Source organism: Pediococcus ethanolidurans (assembly GCF_001437405.1).
Taxonomy (GTDB): Bacteria; Bacillota; Bacilli; order Lactobacillales; family Lactobacillaceae; genus Pediococcus; species Pediococcus ethanolidurans.
This window is the reverse complement of sequence record NZ_JQBY01000014.1, coordinates 26,467-48,167: the sequence shown is the minus strand read 5'-3', so window position 1 is coordinate 48,167 and position 21,701 is coordinate 26,467. Positions and strand designations below refer to the sequence as shown.

At 36.2% G+C, this 21,701-nt stretch carries 16 protein-coding genes and 1 pseudogene; 13 read left to right on the top strand and 4 right to left on the bottom strand.

Features of this window, described 5'->3' with window-relative positions; all coding sequences use genetic code 11:
• Nucleotides 1-76 precede the first annotated feature (76 nt).
• Both recJ and IV87_RS07095 read left to right on the top strand, forming a co-directional pair.
• A complete protein-coding gene (gene recJ / locus IV87_RS07100; RefSeq protein ID WP_057806839.1) occupies nt 77-2,422 on the top strand; it encodes a single-stranded-DNA-specific exonuclease RecJ in 2,346 nt (781 codons plus the stop codon).
• Complete coding sequence (locus IV87_RS07095) at nt 2,423-2,941, top strand: adenine phosphoribosyltransferase (protein ID WP_057806837.1); 519 nt, start codon at nt 2,423-2,425, stop codon at nt 2,939-2,941.
• A gap of 54 nt (nt 2,942-2,995) precedes the next feature.
• Here the strand turns inward: IV87_RS07095 and IV87_RS07090 are convergent, their stop codons facing one another.
• Nucleotides 2,996-4,321, bottom strand: coding sequence for a replication-associated recombination protein A (locus IV87_RS07090; RefSeq protein ID WP_057806835.1), 1,326 nt, complete (start codon nt 4,319-4,321; stop codon nt 2,996-2,998).
• A 504-nt stretch (nt 4,322-4,825) separates the two neighbouring features.
• On the opposite strand from IV87_RS07090, the pseudogene IV87_RS11370 reads away from it, so the two are divergent.
• The 4 genes and pseudogenes from IV87_RS11370 to IV87_RS07070 form a co-directional block, all read left to right on the top strand.
• Nucleotides 4,826-6,979 (top strand): annotated as a pseudogene (locus IV87_RS11370) (KxYKxGKxW signal peptide domain-containing protein); the annotation flags it as partial.
• 505 nt (nt 6,980-7,484) lie between these two features.
• Nucleotides 7,485-9,755 (top strand): LPXTG cell wall anchor domain-containing protein, encoded by a 2,271-nt coding sequence (locus IV87_RS07080; RefSeq protein WP_057806831.1) that lies wholly within the window; start codon nt 7,485-7,487, stop codon nt 9,753-9,755.
• Between the two features lie 91 nt (nt 9,756-9,846).
• A complete protein-coding gene (locus IV87_RS07075; protein ID WP_057806828.1) occupies nt 9,847-10,560 on the top strand; it encodes a hypothetical protein in 714 nt (237 codons plus the stop codon).
• Nucleotides 10,561-10,573: 13 nt separating this feature from the next.
• A complete protein-coding gene (locus tag IV87_RS07070) occupies nt 10,574-12,127 on the top strand; it encodes a glycosyltransferase (RefSeq protein ID WP_057806826.1) in 1,554 nt (517 codons plus the stop codon).
• A gap of 86 nt (nt 12,128-12,213) precedes the next feature.
• Here IV87_RS07070 and IV87_RS07065 read toward each other — a convergent pair whose 3' ends face one another.
• The 3 genes from IV87_RS07065 to IV87_RS07055 all read right to left on the bottom strand — a co-directional run bounded on the left by IV87_RS07065 (nt 12,214) and on the right by IV87_RS07055 (nt 15,958).
• Entirely contained in the window at nt 12,214-13,731 is a 1,518-nt protein-coding gene (locus tag IV87_RS07065; RefSeq protein ID WP_057806825.1) for a glycosyltransferase, read from the bottom strand.
• Between the two features lies 1 nt (nt 13,732).
• Nucleotides 13,733-15,238, bottom strand: a complete 1,506-nt coding sequence (locus tag IV87_RS07060) for a glycosyltransferase (protein WP_057806823.1) — start codon at nt 15,236-15,238, stop codon at nt 13,733-13,735.
• A 144-nt stretch (nt 15,239-15,382) separates the two neighbouring features.
• Entirely contained in the window at nt 15,383-15,958 is a 576-nt protein-coding gene (locus IV87_RS07055) for a TMEM175 family protein (protein WP_057806821.1), read from the bottom strand.
• Between the two features lie 131 nt (nt 15,959-16,089).
• Between IV87_RS07055 and IV87_RS07050 the strand changes: the two genes are divergently transcribed.
• The 7 genes from IV87_RS07050 to IV87_RS07025 all read left to right on the top strand — a co-directional run bounded on the left by IV87_RS07050 (nt 16,090) and on the right by IV87_RS07025 (nt 21,625).
• The gene (locus IV87_RS07050) at nt 16,090-16,506 is read left to right on the top strand and encodes a flavodoxin (RefSeq protein ID WP_057806818.1); all 417 of its coding nucleotides are present in this window, start codon (nt 16,090-16,092) and stop codon (nt 16,504-16,506) included.
• Nucleotides 16,507-16,554: 48 nt separating this feature from the next.
• On the top strand, nt 16,555-17,976 hold the full coding sequence (locus IV87_RS07045; RefSeq protein ID WP_057806816.1) for an NAD-dependent succinate-semialdehyde dehydrogenase: 1,422 nt from the start codon (nt 16,555-16,557) through the stop codon (nt 17,974-17,976).
• Nucleotides 17,977-18,104: 128 nt separating this feature from the next.
• Nucleotides 18,105-18,497, top strand: a complete 393-nt coding sequence (locus IV87_RS07040; protein ID WP_057806814.1) for a MerR family transcriptional regulator — start codon at nt 18,105-18,107, stop codon at nt 18,495-18,497.
• A 44-nt stretch (nt 18,498-18,541) separates the two neighbouring features.
• Nucleotides 18,542-19,192, top strand: a complete 651-nt coding sequence (locus IV87_RS07035) for an NAD(P)H-binding protein (RefSeq protein WP_057806811.1) — start codon at nt 18,542-18,544, stop codon at nt 19,190-19,192.
• 168 nt (nt 19,193-19,360) lie between these two features.
• Nucleotides 19,361-20,125: an MFS transporter gene (locus IV87_RS11235; RefSeq protein WP_236698985.1), complete on the top strand. Its 765-nt coding sequence runs from the start codon at nt 19,361-19,363 to the stop codon at nt 20,123-20,125.
• Complete coding sequence (locus IV87_RS11230; RefSeq protein ID WP_236698984.1) at nt 20,106-20,714, top strand: MFS transporter; 609 nt, start codon at nt 20,106-20,108, stop codon at nt 20,712-20,714. The genes IV87_RS11235 and IV87_RS11230 overlap by 20 nt, the downstream gene beginning before the upstream one ends.
• 491 nt (nt 20,715-21,205) lie before the next feature.
• Nucleotides 21,206-21,625 carry a MerR family transcriptional regulator gene (locus tag IV87_RS07025; RefSeq protein ID WP_057806808.1) on the top strand — a complete coding sequence of 140 codons (420 nt, stop codon included), beginning with the start codon at nt 21,206-21,208 and terminating at the stop codon, nt 21,623-21,625.
• Nucleotides 21,626-21,701 lie beyond the last annotated feature (76 nt).

The window sequence follows — 21,701 nt, the reverse complement described above, 5'->3', positions numbered from 1 at the left end:
AATTTGGACGAAAGCGAAAATCTCAATGGAGAACGACTTTCGTCCACTCTGTTTTTATTGATTAGGAAGTGGAATCGTGCTAAAACCAAAATACCAGTGGCAACTATCTAGTGAAAAAACGTCACCTGTTCAAATTAAAGCTATCGCGGAGGCCTGCCAATTAAGTGAAGTTGCGGCAAAAGTCTTGATTAATCGTGGCTATGACACCCCTGAAAAGGCTAAAACCTTTTTAACTCCAGATCCGCAAAGTATTCATGATCCTTTTTTGTTGCATGACATGCAAAAGGCTGTGGATAGAATTCAAACTGCGATTGTGAATAATGAAAAGATTATTGTGTACGGCGATTATGATGCTGACGGTGTTACAAGCACGACAATCATGTTTGAAACTTTGAACGAACTTGGGGCAAACGTGGATTATTTTGTACCAGATCGTTTTAAAGATGGTTATGGACCAAATTTGGATGAATATAAACAATTCATTGAAAACGGTGTGACATTATTAGTAACCGTCGATAACGGTGTTGCAGGAAATGAACCAATTGAGTATGCGGTAACTCACGGAATGGATGTTGTGGTTACTGATCATCATGAATTGCCGGAAACCTTACCTAATGCCACTGCAATTGTGCATCCGCGTTATCCTGGTGCCCATTATCCTTTCTCAGATCTTTCGGGAGTGGGAGTGGCTTTTAAGGTTGCTTCCGCTTTACTTGATGAAGTTCCGGAAGAATTTTTAGATTTAGTTGCTATTGGAACCGTTGGAGATTTAGTTTCATTAACTGATGAAAATCGTTTTCTAGTAGCGAGTGGATTAAAAGTTTTGAGTGAAGGGCAACGAGTAGGACTCAATGCGTTATTGAAGGTTAGTGGCTTAGAAAATCAACAGATTAATGAACAAGATATTGGCTTTACGCTTGCGCCACGGTTAAATGCGGTTGGTCGAATTGGTAACGCGGGTGAAGCAGTGGAATTATTGACTACCTTTGATGAAGAGAAAGCGGAGTTAATTGCAAAACATATTGATTCTGTTAATGATCAACGAAAACAATTAGTTGATACTGTGTATAATGAGGCCATTTTACAAGCTAAAACGCCTGATAATCTTGCTCAAAAAACGTTAGTTATTACCGGCATCGGCTGGCACCAAGGTGTTCTTGGCATTGTGGCCAGTCGTTTGGTAGAGGCAACTGGTAAACCCACGTTAGTTTTAAGTGGGAACACCGAAGCGGATGACTTAAAAGGTTCTGGTAGAAGTGTTGACGCACTGAACTTGTTTGAGGCATTAAATGTTAATCGGCAATTATATGTGAATTTTGGTGGTCATCACATGGCAGTGGGCCTAACAATTAAGAGAGAAAAAGTACCAGAATTACGGAAGATCTTAGAGAACGCCGCAGAAACTGCTAATCTGGATGAAAATAAACTTGCACCTTTAACAATTGACGGTGTGATTAAAGCTGATCAAATTACAGTAGCAGCAATTAAAGATTTGGCTAACCTAGGACCGTTTGGTACGGATAATCCAACACCAGAATTTGAAATAGAATCTGAAAAGGTAACAAATGTGAAACAAATTGGAGCCAATCAGGATCATTTGAAATTTCAATTAAGTGGGAAAGATCAAACCATTGATGCAATTGATTTTAAACAGGGAAGATTAATGCCTTATTTGCAGGCACTTCCGGAAGATGTTCGTGTTGTGGGTACTTTGGAGCTGAATACATGGCGGAATCAAACTAAACCGCAAATTATGGTAAAAGATGTATTGATTGATGCAGTGCCAATTATCGATAGACGAACCACCAAACTTACTGTTGAAATGTTTAAGTCACAGACGACCTATGTTTTCTTTCACAAAAAAACTTACGAAAAATTACAAGCGTACTTGAAGCCAGAAATTCAAGTAGCGGTTCTAGATGATTCGGAACCATCCAATATCTCATTAGAGGGAAATTTAGCACTTGTGGATTGTCCTGATTCACTTGTCCAGTTTACAGATTGGTTATCTAAACAGAATCCGGACGCCATGACGGTATATTTTTATCAGCAAAATAATGCTTATTTAGATGGTATGCCCACCCGAGAACAGAGTGCAAAAGTCTTCAAGTTCTTTGCTAGTCATTCAGATATTGATTTAAAAAAACAGTTACCTGACGTAGTAAAACACTTGCATGTTGACAGAAGTATGTTAGTTTTCTTAATTCAGGTGTTTTTTGAACTGAAATTTGTTAAAATAGAAAGCGGTCGTGTTTCATATATTTCCAATCCAAAGCCACAAAAATTAAGCGTGGCTCCGGCCTATCAATTGAGAAAACAACAAATTGAAACACAAGAAAAGTTATTGTACAGCAAATCTGCCGATCTCACAACTTGGATGCAAGCATGTCTGACAGATAAAAACAAAGGAGTTGCTGATTAAATGGCATTAGATTTACATGATTATGTAGCAAGTATTCCTGATTACCCAGAAAAGGGTGTCATTTTTCGTGATATTTCCCCATTAATGGGTGATGGCAAGGCTTATAAACAAGCAACTAACCAAATCGTAGATTATGCACGTGGTAAGGGTGTTCAAATGATTGTTGGTCCTGAAGCTCGGGGCTTTATTGTGGGCTGCCCAGTTGCATATGAACTTGGAATTGGATTTGCTCCCGCACGTAAAAAGGGTAAATTACCTCGTGAAACGGTCAAAGCAACGTATTCACTGGAATATGGAACTTCTTCTCTTTATTTGCATAAAGATGCGGTTAAGCCAGGACAGCGAGTATTAGTTACAGATGACTTACTTGCTACGGGTGGAACTATTTCGGCAACGATTGATTTAGTTGAGAAACTCGGTGGCATCGTTGTTGGAACAGCATTTATTATCGAATTAAAGGATTTACATGGTCGCGAAAAAATTAAAGATTATGATATGCTTTCATTAATGCAGTATTAGATAAAATAAAATAAAAAATCCTGTTAGCCATTTTACTTGGTTAACGGGATTTTTTTAGTTTTCGTGTTCTTGATGCCAAGTTTTGATATAAGCCAAGCGTTGTTTAAAGCGTTTTTCATTGCCTTCTTCGGTTGGTTCATAATATTCGTGACCTTCTAAGTCAGGTGGCATAGTTTTCATTGTGGTGAGCTTATCTTTTTCAGAATGAGCGTATTGGTAGCCTTTGCCGTAACCCAAATTATCCATTAATTTTGTTGGGGCGTTTCTAATCTGAAGTGGTACAGGTTCGTTTCCCGTTGCCTTGACATCTTTTTTGGCTGCCAGTCGTGCCTTATAAATGGCATTTGATTTTGGTGCCAAGGATAAATAAACAACTGCCTCGGTCAAATGAACATCACATTCAGGCATACCAAGAAACTGGCAGGCTTGGAAGACATTGATTGTAAGCTCAAGTGCTTTTGTATCCGCGACGCCAATATCTTCACTAGCGAAACGGACCAATCGGCGGGCAATGTAAAGTGGATCTTCGCCTCCATCTAACATGCGTGATAGCCAGTAAATGGCAGCATTCACATCACTGTTGCGCATTGATTTGTGTAAAGCAGAAATGATGTTGTAATGTTCCTCACCGTGCTTGTCGTAACGCAACGATTTAGTGTTAATAAACTGACTCAAACTTGCTTCAGTAATAGTGACGTGATTATTTGAATGATCAGCGTTTAGTACTGCCATTTCAAGTGTGTTTAATGCTACCCGAGCGTCTCCATTGGCGAATTCGGCAATCAGTTTTAAAGTGCTTTTATCAATGTCAACAGTCAACTTCGGAAAAGCATTGGGATGATTGATCGCTTTTTGAAGAAGATTAATAATTTCGGTTAACGATAATTCTTTTAGCACAAACACCTTACATCGCGACAGTAATGCTGAATTGATTTCAAATGAAGGATTTTCCGTGGTCGCGCCAATTAATGTAATACTTCCTCGTTCAACAAATGGTAAAAAAGCATCTTGTTGTGCTTTATTGAAACGATGAATTTCATCAACAAAGACAATTGTTTTTTGACCAATTTCACGATTCTCTTCAGCCTCTTCCATAATTTTACGAATATCTTTAATTCCACTTGTTACAGCGCTAAAGGTAATAAAGTGGGATTTTGTTCTGTGAGCAATGATTTGTGCAAGCGTGGTCTTGCCAACACCAGGTGGTCCCCAAAAAATAATTGAAGGTAATTGGTCTTGATCAATAATTTCGCGTAGCACTTTGCCCTTGCCCAGTAAATGAGATTGACCAGTAAAGTCATCTAGGTTTTGCGGACGCACTCGATTAGCCAGCGGGCTATTTTGACTGTTTTGATCTGCAAATAACGATTCTTGTTTCAAAATGTCCTCCTTAAATTTTGTCATTTACTTGAATTTACCATGAAAACCAGGAAAAAGGTAATGAATGACGTTGATAGACTAATTTCTTTTTTTGATTTGAAGCTATAAGTACAAAATTTAAAAAACTTTTTTTAATATTTTTGTATTTTTTAAAAATAATGGTAAGCATTAATACATCAAATCTTAGAAACGATTGATAGACTATTTATTTATTCAAATCGAAAAATAAGTTATAATTTATACATATAAATTAATTTTTTATGATATTTGAACAACAAAATACGATAAAAGCTTTTTTATACTGTTTTTTAAAACAATTTGTACTTTTTACTATTAAAAAGTTTACATTCTTCAAAAATTGTTTATTATAGTATTTGAATACCTATTATTTATATTTTGATGTAGTATTGAACTTTATAAATGGTTTATTTTTATCACAGAGAAGCTAAAAATGAACTTTATTGTAATTTTAACCATTTAAAACAATTTTAAGGAGATGTTCGTATGCAACAAGGGTTCAAAAATCTATCAAGTCGGAATAGAAAGTTGCAGTTGCGTAAGGAAACCAGTAAGGTTCGTTATCGGATGTATAAGGCTGGTAAATTCTGGCTTTTTGCTGGTTTAACAACCTTTGCATTGGCAATTGGTTCTGGAGCTGTTGTGCAAGCTGATACAACCAATACTAACAGTGTTGAAACTGTTAGTCAGTCGTCCGCAACTTCTACTTCTTCTAGTTCATCGGTAAGTTCTGCTAGCAGTACCACAAGTTCGGCAAGTAGTTCTTCTGAGAGTGACAGCTTAAGTAACTCAAGTACAAACAGTACCTCTACTGATTCAAGTTCGACTAGCTCAAGTGTAAGTTCTGCTAGTTCGACCAAAAATACAAATACAAGTAGTGTTTCTTCGACATCAACTGATGCAACTAAAACATCTAGTGTTTCCAGTAATGAAACTAGTAGTGCTAGTGCATCTGTAGCATCAAGTAGTGCAAACTCTGAGAGCTCTAGTTCAGCTGTAAATTCAACAGCAACTAGTTCAACCGCAGTGACGGCATCAAGTAGTGCTGTTTCTTCTGTAAGTACAAGTACTGCTAAGAGTGCATCAAATACGTCAAATGCATCAAATGCATCAAGTTTGGTGGCAGTTGCTTCAGCAGTATCAACCACAACTGATTCCAGCAGTTCAACAGAGGATGCTTTATCGGCCGTTGAAGCTAATTTGGCTGCGAGTTCTGCGGCTTCAGTTATCACATTAATTGATCCTTCATCTGAAGAATTAAAAGCTGCATTGTCTTCTGCAGAAGCAGTTTATGAGGCCACCGGTGTAGCACAAGCAGTAGCGGTTGCATCAGCCACAACAACGGTTACACCCAAAGAAACTCCTTCTGCAGACGCTGTAACTATTTTTGGAGTTTACTTGACAACTGGAATTGATACCCAACCAACAGACTCAAACGTTTTAGTTGGTGGAGATGCAAGTATCATTACTAACCTTCATGAAGGAATTCTTGATGATTTAACTTCGATTTCTTTAACCGCAGCTTGGGGTGCAATCACATATACGCCAAGTTATACTTTATATTCAAGTACGGATGGTGTTACATGGACTCCTGTATCTGGTGATATTGATTCAAGTAGTGCAGACTTTACGGTAGATACTTCAAAAGTAGGAACAACTTACTATCAAGTTGAAGCAGATTTAGCATTTAAATACTATAATTTGCTAACTGGTAAGTATGTTACAGTACCGTTTACAAATACATCCATCTATTATACCAGAGTCGCATCGGTAACAGTGTTGGCGCAGGATGTGAATGCAACTACTGTAACTGCGGATGTAGATGGCTCAGATAGTATTAGTTTGATTACAGGAGCACAAACCACTATAAATGGGAATACTTCAGACCTTAACGGAACTGCTCAGGCTGAAACAACAACTAATCCTGAACATACTACCTCCAAAATTTCTTGGAATACCAGTGATGGTGCAGTCGTATCTGTAAGTCCCGATGGCGTGATTACCGCTGTAGGAAAAGGTACCGCGAAAGTTACAGCCACTGCTACCAATGCTGATGGTAGTACAGTTACTTCTAATGCAATTACAGTAACAGTTGGAACGGGTATTGATGATGAGACAGTTGCTGCAGGTGAAACAGCTACCTTTACGTTAAGTGGATTACCATCAGATGTTTCAGGAGCAACAATTTCTTATCAATGGTATGACAGCAATGACAACGCAATATCAGGTGCTACTGGAGATTCATATACAACGCCAGCTACTACACTTGATGATAACGGGAACACGTATTATGTAATTGCTACAGTTACTGCTGACAGTCAAAGTGAAACAATTAAAATAGCACCAGCAACCTTAACTGTGACTGATGCGAATGGAAATTCTGGTACCGGTAACTCTGGCTCGAATAATACCGGTGATAACAACACTGGGAACAGCAATAGCGGTTCCGGTAACACTGGAGACAACAACAGCGGAAACAGTAACTCCGGTTCCGACAACACTGGCTCGAATAATACCGGTGATAACAACACTGGGAACAGCAATAGCGGTTCCGGTAACACTGGAGACAACAACAGCGGAAACAGTAACTCCGGTTCCGACAACACTGGCTCGAATAATACGGGTGATAACAATACTGGANGTAACTCTGGTTCTAACAACACTGGTGATAATAATACTGGGAACAGTAATAGCGGTTCCGACAACAGTGGTTCTAACAACACCGGAAATAGTAACAGTGGTTCTGATAACAGTGGCGACAACAACACTGGAAACAGTAACTCTGGTTCCGATAACAGTGGTGATAACAATACTGGTAACAGTAACTCTGGTTCCGACAATAGTGGCGATAACAACACTGGGAACAGTAACTCTGGTTCCGACAACAGTGGCGACAACAACACGGGGAACAGTAATAGCGGTTCCGATAACAGTGGTGATAACAACACTGGAAATAGTAATTCTGGTTCCGATAACAGTGGTGACAACAACACTGGGAACAGCAACTCTGGTTCCGACAATAGTGGCGATAACAATACTGGGAACAGCAACTCTGGTTCCGATAATAGTGGTGACAACAACACTGGAAACAGCAACTCTGGTGATGGAAATGTAGGAAACAATAATTCCGGTTCTAACAACACTGGTGATAAATAATACTGGGAATAGTAACAGCGGTTCTGACAACAGTGGTGACAACAACACTGGAAACAGTAACTCTGGTTCTGACAACAGTGGTGATAACAATACTGGGAACAACAACTCTGGTTCTGACAATAGTGGTGACAACAACACTGGAAATAGTAACAGTGGTTCTGATAACAGCGGTGACAACAACACTGGAAACAGTAACTCTGGTGATGAAAACGTAGGCAACAATAATTCTGGTTCTAATAACACTGGTGATAATAATACTGGGAACAGTAACTCTGGTTCTAACAACACTGGTGATAATAATATTGGGAACAGTAATAGCGGTTCTGATAACAGTGGTAATAACAACACCGGAAACAGTAACTCTGGTTCTGATAACAGCGGTTCTAACAACACTGGGAACAGTAACTCTGGTGATGGAAACGTGGGCAACAATAATTCTGGTTCTAATAACACCGGTGATAATAATACTGGAAACAGTAACTCTGGTTCTAACAACACTGGTGATAATAATACTGGTAACAGTAACTCCGGTTCCGATAACAGCGGTGATAACAACACTGGGAACAGCAACTCTGGTGACGGGAATGTAGGAAACAATAATTCCGGTTCTAATAACACCGGTGATAATAATACTGGTAACAGTAATAGCGGTTCCGACAATACTGGTGATAATAATACTGGTAACAGTAATAGCGGTTCCAACAACAGTGGTGACAACAACACTGGGAACAGCAACTCTGGTTCCGATAACAGTGGTGATAACAACACTGGAAATAGTAACTCTGGTTCCGGAAACAGTGGTGATAACAACACCGGAAATAGTAACTCTGGTTCCGGCAATAGTGGTGATAACAACACCGGAAACAGTAACTCTGGTTCTGATAACAGTGGTGATAATAATACTGGTAACAGTAATAGCGGTTCCGGAAACAGTGGTGATAACAACATTGGGAACAGTAACTCTGGTTCTGATAACAGTGGTGATAACAATACTGGAAACAGCAACTCTGGTGATGGGAACGTAGGAAACAATAATTCTGGTTCTAATAACACCGGTGATAATAATACTGGAAACAGCAATAGCGGTTCCGACAATACCGGTGATAATAATACTGGTAACAGTAACAGCGGTTCCGATAACAGTGGTGACAACAACACTGGAAACAGCAACTCTGGTAACGGGAACGTAGGAAACAATAACTCTGGTTCTAACAACACTGGTGACAATAATACTGGAAACAGTAACAGTGGCTCCGGTAACACCGGTGATAATAATACTGGAAACAGTAATTCAGGTTCCGATAACAGTGGTGATAACAATACTGGAAACAGTAATTCAGGTTCTGACAACAGTGGTGATAACAACACTGGAAATAGTAACTCTGGATCTGACAACAGTGGTGACAACAACACTGGAAACAATAATTCTGGTTCTAACAATACTGGTGATAATAACATTGGTGACAACAATGATGGTTCCGACAATGTTGGTTCTGGAAATGTTGGTAATAATAATGTTGGTGACAATAATGTTGGAAACAACAATGTTGGAAACAATGATGTTGGTAATAACCTAGTTGGTGATAATTTAGTTGGTAACAATTTGCCATATGAATCCTTAGTTGGTAAAAACATTACAGTTAAGAACTCTGCCAATGGTGGAACTTGGACAATTACTGATAGCATTTCAACAATAACGGATAACCAAGGTAAAAATGCAAAATCAGAAGCTCGATACAAGAAAGTTTCAAGTTTTGATAGCGCAGATGTGCTTACCGGAACAGTTGAATATATTAGCAATGTCAACTTGTCCAAAGCGGGTGTTTATACAGTTAAAATTGAATATGTATCAACTGATGGTGTGATCAAAGAAGTCACAACCACAGTAACTGTTTTAGCTGCAACATCTACAGGCTCGAACAACGGTGGAACCACAGGTACTCATACTGGTGAAACCACTTCGAATGGTAAAGGCACAGGACACGGATATGTTTCTGAAAAGACTGGATTAGAATCTGGTACTAATGTAAATTCTTCCAGTTCTAATGCAACTGAAAACTCGCAAAGCAACACTAATTTGAATGAAAGCAATGTGAATGCAGGTGCTAAGGCAAATGAAAATAGTACTAGCACAAATAAACTTCCACAAACTGGTGAATCGGATGAGAATTCAGTTTCGATATTTGGTCTTTTGATGATGGCTTTGGCTTCGTTATTTGGATTTGGAGCTTGGCGTCAACGTCGTAAAGAAGATAAATAGATAGACTGAAAAACCTGATCGTAAAAGTTCAGGTTTTTTCATACATAGGTATAAAATTAATGTAAAAATATAGATAACCTAGGAGAAAAAAATGAATTACTTTTTTACAAAACAGATTCAGGATACTAATGATTATGATTTTCAGTTATTTCAAAATTTACGTAAATCTCAAGAAATTAAATTTGTGACTACTGATTATGATCGTTTTTATACTCGTAAAATACAACAATTGAATATTTCCGAAAATGAAGTTATTAACATGTTTAATAGCTTACAAGTTAAAAACAAAGAAGAAAGTAAGGCTGTTCATTTTATGCAACTCAATTTAAAAAGTGATCAAGGGCCACAAAAATTGAGTGATGGAAGACTAGCATTATATCACGAGGGGTATTGTTATTGTATAGTTTCCTTATTTCAAGAGACGGACTTAATTAATCAACTGACTTTCTATGACCAATTTCAGAATGTAATTGAAATCGATTCTTATGACGTTCGTGGTTTCTTAAGCTTAAAGACCATTTATGGACAAAATGGTGGGGTGGCAACGGATAAAATGTTTACTCCCAACAAAAAATTGGTTTACGAAGAATTTTACCAACGTATACCAAATAGTCAGAAAATTGAAAGTACTTTAAGTATTATTCATGCAAAAAACCAAATTAGCTTATTTGACAGTCGAACTGAACTTATCGCTAATTTTTTTCACGTATTAAAAGCGGCAAATACAGACAAAATTTATGCTTCACAAAACTTTCTCAATCAATATAATTTTGATAATGACATAAATTTTGTTGTAGCAAATTAAGGAGATTACAAAAATGTATTATTTTATCTCGGGAATGCTTTACTTCCGACTTTCAGGAATTGAAATTGCTCAGGTCAAAAGACTTAGTTTATTTAAAAAGCATCATGTCGATGCTAAAATTACAACACTCGAATATAATGAGTATATGCATGTCAATTTACCTATTTATGATCTTCACGATGAGGATGTTGTAAATTTATATGATTATTTTCAACAAGCAGAAATTGTAAAAGACAATCCGACAACTTTGAATGATATTGGAATTAACAAGCAATTTGAAAAACAAAAAGGACATCAAGATACCGTTACTTATACTAAAAATGGAAAAAAAAGAATTGAATATAAACTTTTTCCAACTGAAGAATTTGGGCATCATTTCCCTAAAGACCAAATTCATAAGGTAACCTACTTTGATTATTTAGGCCATCATATTCGTCAAGAAATATACGACGTAAGAGGATTTTTAAGTTTAGTTCAAACTTTTGGTCAAGACGGTGGTGTTAATCAGGAGAGTTTCTACACACCTGGTGGAAAATTAGCGATAGTTTGTGATTACGCTGAAGATGATAATCAGAAAAATGTAATTAGTTTAGTTCGAGCACGTTTTGGAAAATCATGGCATACGTTCAGTAACTTACTGGAACTAAGAGGATTTTTTTTAGACTGCTTAAACCTCGAAACACACCAACAAACAACTTTTATGTCTGATAAATCTAATTTAGCTGATGATGCGATATATAAAATGCAAACAAAAGCCATCAAAATTGTTGTTCGGCATTCGACACATACCTATGATCCGACTAAGCCTTTAACAAGTCGATTAAATGATGTCATTTTAAAACAGTATCAACATCGTAAAGAGTTATCAGCTGAAATTGTCTCAACGAAACAACAGGCAATCGATATGAAAATTCGTTTTAATCAGGAACTTCCAGTTTATACAATTCCGGTAGGATATGTTTCTAATAGCCTTGTTGCTAGCCGAGAGGCGAACACGGTAACAAGAAAATCACATACAATGTTAGCAATTGCTCGTGTAAATGGCGAAAAAAGAATTGAGCATATGGTTGAAGTGGTCAAGCTTGTACGACAGACCGTGAAGGATGCAAAACTGGAAATTTACGGGTATGTTCCGGACATTAAATATTTTGAGTCGTTACAACAACAAATCAAAAAAGAAAAGCTAGAGAATGCAATTAGTTTTCATGATTTTCAACCAGATTTGAATATGATTTATAATCAGTCCGCTATTCTCTTGCTTACTAGCGCATTTGAAAGTTTCAACCTTGCAATGCTAGAAGGAATTTCTCATGGAGTTGTACCGATTGCTTATGACATTAACTATGGACCCTCATCTTTTATTGATAATGATGAAAATGGCTTTTTAATCAAAAATGGAGACATTCATGAAATGGCAAAACGTGTAACTGAACTCATGACTAATGAAAAATTACTCAAAAAAATGAGCAAACAGTCATATAAAAAAGCAAAAAGTTTTTCTGAGAATAATGTCTGGAAACTTTGGCAGTCTTTGTTAATTGATAACGTCAATTTAAAAATTAAATAGTAAAAAACCTAGAATTAAATTGGCTTATCACTTTTGTGAATCACTAAATTTAATTCTAGGTTTTTATTTTGAAATTTATTTGAATTTTATTGAATAACTAAACTATTTTTCCATTCTTGCCATACCTGGTCAGTAGAATAAGTTTGACGAATTTTATAAGCATTCTGGCTCATTTGGATTAATAAGTCGGGATTCTTCAAATAAGAAATTGCAACTTTAGCCATTTCTTGATAATCTCCTTGAGGAACGATACTACCATCAAATTTGGATTTAATTATCTCCTCGGGGCCATAATTAATTTGGTACGAAATAACCGGAACACCATGTGATAGGGCTTCTACAACAGCTAAACCGTAACCTTCATAACGACTAGTAAGCAACATAAGTTGTGCGGTATCATATACGGCATTTAAATTGCGGGTGTATCCCTTTAAAGCTATTTTTTTGGTTAGATGCAGATCGTTAATCTGATTTTGCAAAAATTTAAATAGTTTTTGATCGTTGCTATATCCCCAAATATCGAGTGTTGCATCTGGAATTGCCTGCTGAATGAGATTAAATGCTGCAATCATATCTGGTAGATTCTTTTGTTCATGAATTCTGGCAATTGCAATAATTTTATGTGTGATACGATCGAATGAGTTGATTTTAGGTGCTTTATTTTGCTTGGAATTAACATATCCAAAAGGTAATGTAATTATTGGAAATATTGGATTAAATCTACTTTTAATATCTGCAGCTTGTTTTTTTGTGGGGACAATTAAGCCATCAAAACTAGCTGCATTTTTTAGTTCAAATTCATAATTAGCATAAATTGCACTATTCAGATCTGTAGGATCAGTTGTATGAATATTATGCCAAACTAAGAATTTTCTCATTTTGGTTGTTAACCAGGTCATGGGACGATCATAAACATAATCTAAATCTGCTAGAAGGGTATTTGGCTGTTTAGGATGAATAAGATTTAATTCGTCCAAAACAAATCGAATCAACTGATTCATGTTATCAAAATACCAATCGTTTCCTGCATAATTAAGAACACGATACAAAGTTACGGGGTACTGATTACCTTGATGACGGTAGCTGATTTCCACAGCCGGTTGATGATTTACAGTGTACATGATTTCTGTCACCACGCCACCACCATTTTGATCCATAAACTGAGAAAAACTTAGAAAACCACGCGTGTCATAGAAATCCTTTTGCACAATATGACCCGAAAAATCAAGATAGTGAACTTCACTCACTTGATTACTATCAAAAGAAAAGGGAATTACCTTTAAAATGATCTGTTTATTTATTATATAATTAATGTTCTCACCATCATGTATGATTTGATCACAGTTTCCAGGACGTTCTACGTTTGTGACCATGAATTTTTTCCCATGATAGGTTTCTGTGTGTTGTAACCAATCAAAGAGATTTAAAATTTCCGTATCATTTAATCCATTTTGTGAAGCATTATAATGAAAAAAACGGTCATATGCGTTTGTGAATATTTTTGCTTGAACATGATTTTCCTCAAATAAACGAAGTCTTTTAATTTGAGCATGTTCAATACCAGAAGGGTGTTGGGCTATTCTTTCGCTCAAAAAGTAGTACATACTAATTCTCCTCCTTACGCTCATTTATGATTGGTAACCATGCTTGCCAGGCAGCGTCATTTGAAAACTGTGGTCGACTGGCATAAGCATGAGTACTCATTATTTGTAACTGCGATTGGTCTTGTAATAGTTTAATTGCTTGGTTTGCCATTCCTGAAATATCTTTCTGTTTAAACAAAAAACCATCATAGTTTGATTGTATAATTTCGTTTGGACCATAGTTGATATCATAAGACATTACAGGCACACCATGAGACAAGGCTTCCATAATTGCTAATCCATAACCTTCGTAACGACTAGTAAAAAGAAATAACTGAGCAGTATCATAAATTTGATCTATATCTGATGAATAGTTTCTAAAGGTAATCGCAGAGTTCAAGTTTAATTGATTTACCAATGAAATTAGTTTTTTACTTAGGGGGACATCGTTAACATAACCATGTATATCAAGAGTCGCTTTTGGAATTTTATCATGAATTAATTTAAAAACATTAATTGTGTCTTCAAGACGTTTTTGTTCATGAATTCGAGCAACATTGATTAATTTGTATGGTATTCGTTCAGACGTTTTTACTGGTGTTGCGTTTAATTGTTTTTTTGAAATTGATCCGACTGGAATTTGATATTGTTTAAATTTTGGATGCCATCGTTGTTTAATGTCATCTAATTGATGCTGAGTGGGTGAAATAAGCCCATTTACTCTACTTTGATGCGCTAAGTATGCATTAATTGTTGTAAATGGTTTACTATTTTGAGGATCATTAGCGTCTTCTACCACTGTATTATGTGTATAGAAATAGCACCGAGCTTGGGCTTTCATATTGAAAATTGCCGATTCCACAATAAAGTTGCGATCTACTATAAACGTTGTTTGCTGACTGTCATTTTTTGCTAATTCATCAAAAAAGAAAGTATTCAAATTTTGTTTGGAAGTAAAAAAGTAGTCTTTACCTTTGTAATTAACTAATTGAAAGAAATTTTCATTTGAATTTGTGAAATTAGTTTTAAGTACAAGCTTTCCATCAATATCATAATAAAGGCGTTGTGCAAGTCGGTTATCAAAACCAAGTAGCTGACGTTGGCTTAAAAAGCCACGTTGATCATAAATATCAATTTGAGTAGGATTATTAAAGATGTCATAAAAAGTTATTTGATGAACATACCTGTCATGCCAAACTTCCACACGCATTAAAAGATGGTCTTGTCTGAAAAATTTGAATAAATTACCTTCTTGACGCATTTGTGTACCACGAGGTGCAGATATATCACCCAGTTTTGTTCGATGACCATGATAGTTTGTTGCTTTTTGAAAATAGTCAAATAAATTAATTAGATCCAAACTATTTAATTTATAGGTATTCATGTTCTGATGTTGAATTGTACTGTAGTCAATAGTTAAAATCTGTGCGTCAACATGATGTTCATGAAATAAATTTAATCGTTTAATTTGTGCATGCTCAATTCCAGAAAGATGAAAGTCGAGCATACTGGTAATAAAATAATACATATTATACATCTCATTTCAAATTCAAAATTTTGTTTATAGTTAAATTATAGACTAATATATCCTTTAAACAACCCAAATCTAAACTATTTGTACTAACATATACTACCTAGCTCAAGCATTATAAATCAATTGAAATGTTACTTTTTATTTCAAAAAACCAGTTTGATGACGGGATGCGTAACCTACTATAAATATGTCAATAAAAATAGCATAAATCATTGCAGGGGCGTAAATAGTTAAGGTAATAATTAGACCAATCAGTTTGATTACCACATCTAAAATAACCGATTCATTTGGTAACGAGTATAACCAACCAAAGTGTGCTTGAGGATTAATTTTCTTTAGAGAATGTGAAATTGCCATATTACTAAACGAGACGGTTAGGGCAATGATACCGTACAATGCTTGTGCGGTGACATTATTAAAATTTGTGGCAACTAAACTTGTTGTATAAGGGAAAAATGAAGCTAAAAATAACATGACGAGTGAGCAAGATACGGTTGAATTAGATACTTTTTTGACTGCATGCCAGTTGTTATGATGTGTCGTCCACATTAATCCTAACCAAAAAAAGGATAAAGTATAGGCAAAAAAGTTTGCACGTAGAGCCCAAAGTCCAGCCAAGTTAACTTCTTTGGGTTTTTCTAATTCCAAGACTAAAATAGTCATAATAATAGCTAAAACAGCATCGGTAAAAGCTGCTAAACGTTCTTTGTTCAAAATGGTAACCTCCTCTTTTATATATTTTTAGTATACATTAAAAAAATTAAAATATTTTGAAACTAATTGTTGCCTTGAAGTCCACACGAAGGTTTATGATGATCTTGTAATTAAGAAAGGAAGTGGCCAAAGTGACGGCCAAAAGATCATTAATTATTTATTTTTCAGTTTCAGGAACTACTAAAAAGGCTGCAGAAAAATTACAACAAAGGATTGGGGCTGATATCTTTCAATTACAACCAGCCGTACCTTATCCAACTAGTTATGATGGCCTTGTAGCTGCTGGACAAAATGAAAAGGATCATCAGATTCACCCGAAACTGGGGAATCCACTACCAAACTTAAGCAAGTATTCAAAAATTTATGTGGGTTATCCGACTTGGTGGTCTCAACCGCCAATGATCATCCATAGTTTATTTGAGCAAGTGGATTTTACTGGCAAAGAGGTTGTAGCATTTTCAACGAGTGCATCGACACCGTTAGCCGATACAATTGATGTAATTGAAAAATTAGCAAAGAAGAATGGTGCTACATTAGTATTAGAGTGACATTTTTAAATTAATTAGAGTAAACCTATTTAAATATGGAGGAAAATAATGGCATATAAAACAATCAATCCTTATACAAATGAACTTGTTAAAGAGTATCCTAATGCAACGGCCGATGACGTCGAAAACGCACTTTCTGCTGGCCATCAGCTATTTAAAAAATGGGAGCATGAAACACCAGAAAGTCGTGCAAATCAGTTACATGAAATTGCCCAACTTTTTCGTGACCATCAAGCTCAACTTGCTAAAGCAATGGTAACTGATATGGGAAAACTATATCGTGAAGCTCAAGGTGAAGTAGAACTTTGTGCAATGATTGCGGATTACTTTGCGGATCACGGTACAAAATTATTAGCACCGACTAAGATAGAAACAATTGCCACGGGTGATGCTCAAATTCAAAAACATTCTTTGGGCGTTCTAATGATGGTTGAACCGTGGAACTTTCCAATGTATCAAATTATGCGTGTGTTTGCACCAAACTTTATGGTAGGTAATCCCATGATTCTGAAACATGCTTCAAATACACCTGGATCTGCAGTTGCGTTTGAGAATGTAATTAAGAAATCTGCTGCACCAAATGCGAGTTTGCAGAATATGTTCTTAAGTTATGATCAAGTTAGTGAAATTATTGCAGATTCACGGGTACAAGGAGTTGCCTTAACCGGTTCCGAACGTGGTGGTCGGAGTGTGGCAAAAACTGCTGGTGAAAACTTGAAGAAAAATACGATGGAATTGGGAGGCACCGATGCCTTTATCGTTTTGGATGATGCAGATATTGATAGCGTGGCCGATATTGCTTGGCGAGCACGATTATATAATGCGGGTCAGGTATGTACTTCATCGAAACGTTTTATTGTATCGGCTAATTTGTATGATCAATTTCTAAAAAATTTAAAAGAGAATTTTGCAAACGTTAAGCCTGGAGATCCAATGGATAGTCAAACAACTTTGGCACCGATGAACTCCAAACGCGCAAAAGAAAAATTACAAGACCAAGTCGATAAGGCAATTGAAAATGGCGCCACTGTTTATTATGGTAATGAAAAAGTAGATTTGCCTGGACAGTTCTTCCAACCAACTATTTTGACGAATATTGAGAAGAATAATCCTGTCTATTCTGAAGAGATGTTTGGTCCCGTAGCCCAGGTATACAAGGTGAATAGTGATCAAGAAGCGATTGATCTGGCCAATGATTCTGATTTAGGTTTAGGTGGAATTGTCTTTAGTGGCGACCCTAAACGTGGAACTAAAGTAGCTAGTCAAATTGAAACCGGGATGGTTTTTGTTAACAACTTTATGGCCTCCTTACCAGATTTACCATTTGGCGGTGTTAAAAACTCAGGCTATGGCCGTGAAATGAGTCAGTTAGGTTTAAATGCTTTTGTGAATGAACAATTAATTGTGACGGCTGATAAACCTAATATGGCTAATTTAGCCGGTGGTTTAGTGGCAACTGATCCTGATTAATGAAATTAAAAAGATTTCCTATAGAATAAATGGGAGATCTTTTATTTTTCTCTTGCCTTGGAGTTCACACAAGGGTTTAGAATAACAAAGTAATGAAAAAATTGTTTAAAACAAAGAGGCGAGTAACGATGAATATTAATGGTGTCAGTAAAAAATTCGATTTAACTAAAGATACGCTCCGCTATTGGGAACGTTTAGGATTATTGCCTGAAATTAAACGTAATGACAGTGGTTATCGGGATTATAGTGAACGTGATATGAATTGGGTTTTCTACATTAAAGCTTTACGAAAGGCTGGTATGTCAATTGAAGCATTGATTGAATTTGTAAAACTATATCGAGAAGGAAAACAAACCGCGAATTCGCGAAAATCATTATTAATAGATCAACGGCAGGACTTAGATGAGCAACGCAAAGAAATTGAAAAAACAATTAAATATCTTGATTTTAAAATAGACCACTTTGAAGATCATACACTTAATTATGAGAATGAAAAATTGGCTTATGAGGCAAAGAACTAATGATTAAAAAGAATTGAAATAAAAATCAATCGGAGGAATACAAAATGAAATTATTAATTATGGCAGCAAACGGTCAAATTGCTAAAATTGTTGAAAAACGAATTTTGAATGAAACAGCTTTCAAAGATGTTGAACTTACTTTATTTTTACGTAGAAGTTCACGACTAAGCGATTTGACGGATAATTCTCGTGTAAAGATTATTGAAGGTAGTTTAGACGATAAAAATGATGTAAATGATGCTGTTGCCGGACAAGATGTGGTTTTTGTCGCTGTTGTTGACCACACTAGTAATAATGTTTGGACCAAGAATGTAATTGAGGCGATGAAAGCTAACAATGTGACGCGAGTTATTTTCACAAATATTTTAGGGATTTATGACGAAGTTCCTGGTGAGTTTGGACGCTGGAATCGTCAAAGTGTAATGAGTGGTTTACAGGCTGCCATCAATTCTGATAAATTACTTGCCGATTCTGGGCTAAATTATACGACGCTGCGATTGCCATGGTTAAATGATCGTAATGAAGTTAAGTACGTGGTAACTCATAAAAACGAATCATATAATGGGGTGTCAGGGTCACGTCAAAGCATTGCAGATGTTGTGTTGAAGATTGTTGCTGATCCGAAGTTTGGCTTTAAGGATAGCTTGGGAATCGCTGATCCAGCAACTCAAGGTTCAGATCGTCCCGTTTATTAAATAAAAAAATATTGAGTGATAGAAAAGTGTCATGTATTTTTAATTTTAAAATGCATGACACTTTTTTGAAAATGTTTACCAAATTTTTTCAAAAAAAGCTTGCCTTGCAGTTACTGTAACCCTTTATACTTCTTTCTTGTAGTCAAACAAGAAATGAGGAGAACAAATATGCAAAGTAAATTTTCAAAATATGAATTTACAGTTTTATCAATCGTTTTGGTTAGTTATTTTATGACCGTATTAGATGTTTCAGTGGTGATTACGGCACTACCGAAAATTCAGACAGATTTACATTTATCAACGGCTAATCTTACTTGGGTTCAAAACGCCTATACCATTATTTTTGGTGGCCTATTATTACTCGGCGGTCGCCTAGGTGATATTGCCGGACGAAAACGAATTTTTAACTTAGGATTGATTATTTTTGGTTTAGGTTCCTTATTGGTAGGCCTGGCTAATAACATGATTTGGTTAATTATTGCGCGAGGATTTCAAGGTGCTGGAGCCGCCGCATTAGCACCATCTACTTTGGCCTTATTAATGGATAGTATTCCGACCGGAGAAAAACGAATACGCGCTGTAGCTGATTATGGTGCTGTGGCTGGCATTGGAGCCAGTTTAGGTTTGGTTATTGGTGGGTTGTTCGCAAGCTTATTAAGTTGGCGCTATGCGTTTTTTGTTAATGTACCAATTGCCATTGGCATGTTTATTTGGTCAACTAAGGTTGTGCGATCCAGTAAATCACAAAAAGGTTCTTTTGATGGTCTTGGTTCAGTTCTGTCATTGATTGGCATGATTAGTTTGGTATATGGTATTTTACTCCTTTCTGATCGTGCTTCAGCTTGGTACTGGATTGGATTAGCGATTGTTTTACTTGCATTGTTTGTTTGGCGTGAAGCTAAAGCAACCCATTATGCCCTTACGTGTTTTTAAAAACTCTGAGCGTACAGGCGCCTATTTAGCGAGATTGTTATTTCTTGGTGCCATGATGGCGTTTTGGTTCTTTATTACGCAGTTCTTACAAGAAGTTTATGGTTTTTCTCCATTAATGGCTGGATTAGGATTTTTCCCAATGACTATTGCAAATTTCATCAGTGCGTTACAAGTATCCGAACTAACTGCGAAATTTGGAAACGGCATGACGCTCGTTTTTGGACTTAGTTTAACGATTATCGGAATGTTCTGGTTAAGTTTTGCTGGAAATGGTAGTAATTATATTTTGGCAATTGCTTTACCAATGATCCTAATAGGAGCAGGTCAAGGAGCCGCTTTAAGTCCATTAACAACTGCTGGTATTGCTCAGATTGATGCTCAAGATGCGGGAGCTGCTTCTGGAATTGTGAATGTTGCTCATCAAGTTGGTGGTTCATTAGGGTTGGCCATTTTAGTTGTTTTGAGTACATTTTTTGCGGGTTCAAGTGATTTAGTTAGTCGCACTGATTGGGCATTACGAGGTGGCGTGATTTTTCTTATTTTGGCGTTGTTGCTGACCTTTATTATGATTGTGCCAAAAAAAGGATAAATAAAAAAATGAATTGATGTATATTAAGGAATAACTGAAAATAATTTAAAACTGAAATTTAAATTTAAAGGTTGAAAGCATCAAAAATTACTTCAATAACTGACGTTAACCAACTTAGTTTACAAACAGAGTCCTAACTGCCGTCCTACGGCTCACCTGGTCTGGAACGGGGTGGGCACGATTTGAAGCCAAGAGGTGCGCTTGTCTTCAAACTCGGCCTTATTCTAAGTAATAAATTACTAAGAATAAGGCCGAGCTTAGAGACGTGCATTTCGGCTCTAAGTCGTGCCCACTACGTTCCAGCCCGAATTTGCTGGAAGACGGCAATTTAATCTAATTTTGTTATCATAAACGCTTTTATATCAGTTAACGAGATGTGCCTTTGTAGTTTCAACCTTTAGCTGAAATTTATTGTTCGTTATTAAATATACTTAAAGTATTATGATGTAGTTGTTGATAAGAATGAACAGTTAATAATAAGGAGAATTAAGATGAATATTAAAGAAGCTAGTGAAAAAACCGGAGTTTCTTCGGCAACGATAAGATACTATGAAAAAGAAACTTTAATTCCTGTCATTGATCGTAGTGAGGTTGGTAATCGCGAAATCGATGAACGCATTATTCGACGTATTAATTTTGTGAAACAGATGCGAGCGGCCGGAATGAGTATTGAGAATTTGCGCCGTTACATTCAATTATTTGATGATCAAGAAGATAATACTAAGGAACAAATCGCACTGTTGAAAGAACAAATGGTAGAGATGGAAGAAAAACGTGATGATTTACAGTCGGCGATTGACCATTTACATTTTAAACTAAATCATTTTTATGATCATGTTCAATCAAGTGAAGAGGAATTACGTGAACTTGAACGTCAACACAAAGACAAAAATGAGTCGAATAAAAATTAAAATGTTATTGAGAACTAAAGTTTAATTGATTGCATTTCTAAACGCATTTCTAAACACACATTTTTAACCGTTGTAA